Here is a 1,780-nt window from a genome sequence, read left to right on the forward strand (position 1 = left end):
TGGCGGAAATGCCCGATGAGCGCTTTGCGCAGCTGGTACAAGCGTACAATCACACCCCGCGCAAGTGCCTCAGCTACCAAACGCCAGCAGAAATATTCATCAACCAAGTGTTGCACTTGAAATGTGAATCCACCTTCCCGCGCAAGCGGGAATGACGGACTTTGTGCAGTCTTTCCTACCGTAGCGCGGGGGCTCGTCCCCCGCAAGGGACGTAGCGCGGGGGCTTGTCCCACGCAGGAGACGTAGCGCGGGGGTTCGTTACCCGGAGGAGGCCTAGCGCGGAGTTTGTCCCCCGCAGGAGACGTAGCGCGGGGGTTCGTTACCCGGAGGAGGCCTAGCGCGGAGTTTGTCCCCCGCAGGAGACTATATCAACGTAGCAGAGCAGACTGACAGAAGGACATTGCAAGTCCGGCAAGTAGTGCGGGGTGTGTTGCCCCGCGAGGAAGCACAGTGTGGAGTAGTACATGAAAGCGAAAATCGCGGTATTGCCCGGCGACGGGATTGGTGTGGAAGTGGCGGCCTGGGGCGCGCAGGTGCTCCAGCATGTGGCGGACTCTTGCGGTCACACGTTTCAATTGAGCGAAGGGCGTATCGGCGGCAATGCCATCGACGCGACCGGTGCGCCCTTGCCTGACGACTCGCTGGCGCTCTGCAAGCAAGCCGACGCCATCCTCGTGGGCGCGGTGGGCGGCCCAAAGTGGGACGTCGGGCCGCCGGAGGCGCGACCGGAGTACGGCCTGCTGCGCTTGCGCAAAGAGCTGCGCCTCTATGCCAACCTACGCCCGGTGAAGACTTTTCCCGCCCTCATTGAATCCTCGCCGCTGAAGCGCGAGATTGTGGACGGCACCGACTTGCTGGTGCTGCGGGAGCTTACCGGCGGCCTCTACTTCGGCCGTCCGCGCGGGCGGAGCGCCAATAAGCAGGGCATTCGCGTCAAGGACACGCTCACCTATACGAGCGGCGAGATGGAGCGCATCATCCGGTTGGGCTTCGATCTTGCCCGGCAGCGCCGCAAGCAATTGGCCTCGGTGGATAAGGCTAACGTGCTGGCAAGCAGCGGGCTGTGGCGCGAGATTGCGGAGCAGGTAGCTGAGGAGTATCCCGACGTAACGGTCGAGCACATCCTGGTGGATGCCTGCGCCATGCATCTCATCAATGATCCACAACGTTTCGACGTGCTGGTGACCGAGAACATGTTTGGCGACATTCTCTCAGACGAAGCCTCAGTGCTGACAGGGAGCCTGGGCATGCTACCGAGCGCCAGCCTGGGCCGCGGGCGGCGCGGCCTCTACGAGCCGGTGCACGGCACGGCCCCGGACATTGCCGGCCAGAACAAGGCGAATCCCCTGGCCGCCATCCTCTCTGTAGCCATGCTCCTGCGCCATTCTTTGGGCCTGGAGCAGGAAGCAGGGGCAATTGAAAGCGCGGTGGAAGACGTGCTGGCAGCAGGCTACCGCACGCCGGACCTGGCAAGCGGCGCGGCTGGCGAACGCGCGGTGGGAACGCAAGAGATGGGCGAAGCCGTGCTGCAGCGAATTGGCTAGGATTGCTTTCCCAATTGGATGCCTGCAGACAGCGCTCATCGTGTCAGGAGCGGCGCGCGAATGTGCAACTGCACCGCCGTTTCGGCCTGACACCTTAGGGCGTGTCGTCAAAGTAGTTTTATCCAGAGCGCCAGGGCTCTGATCTGGCAGGCAGCCAGGTAAGAGGCCGACGTTTTGGCATAGCGGGTGGCTACTGCCCGCCATTCTTTGAGATGGCGGAAGGCGTTTTCCACCAA

The 1,780-nt window shown here is 62.8% G+C and carries 2 protein-coding genes; one reads left to right on the forward strand and one right to left on the reverse strand.

Features of this window, described 5'->3' with window-relative positions:
• The first annotated feature begins 464 nt into the window (after window positions 1-464).
• A complete protein-coding gene (gene leuB, locus OXE05_10385; protein ID MCY4437727.1) occupies window positions 465-1,544 on the forward strand; it encodes a 3-isopropylmalate dehydrogenase in 1,080 nt (359 codons plus the stop codon).
• Window positions 1,545-1,651: 107 nt separating this feature from the next.
• Here leuB and OXE05_10390 read toward each other — a convergent pair.
• On the reverse strand, window positions 1,652-1,780 hold a 129-nt coding region (locus OXE05_10390), incomplete at its 5' end, for an IS5/IS1182 family transposase (GenBank protein ID MCY4437728.1).

The sequence above is a fragment of the Chloroflexota bacterium genome (genome assembly GCA_026710945.1).
Lineage (GTDB): Bacteria > Chloroflexota > UBA11872 > VXOZ01 > VXOZ01 > VXOZ01.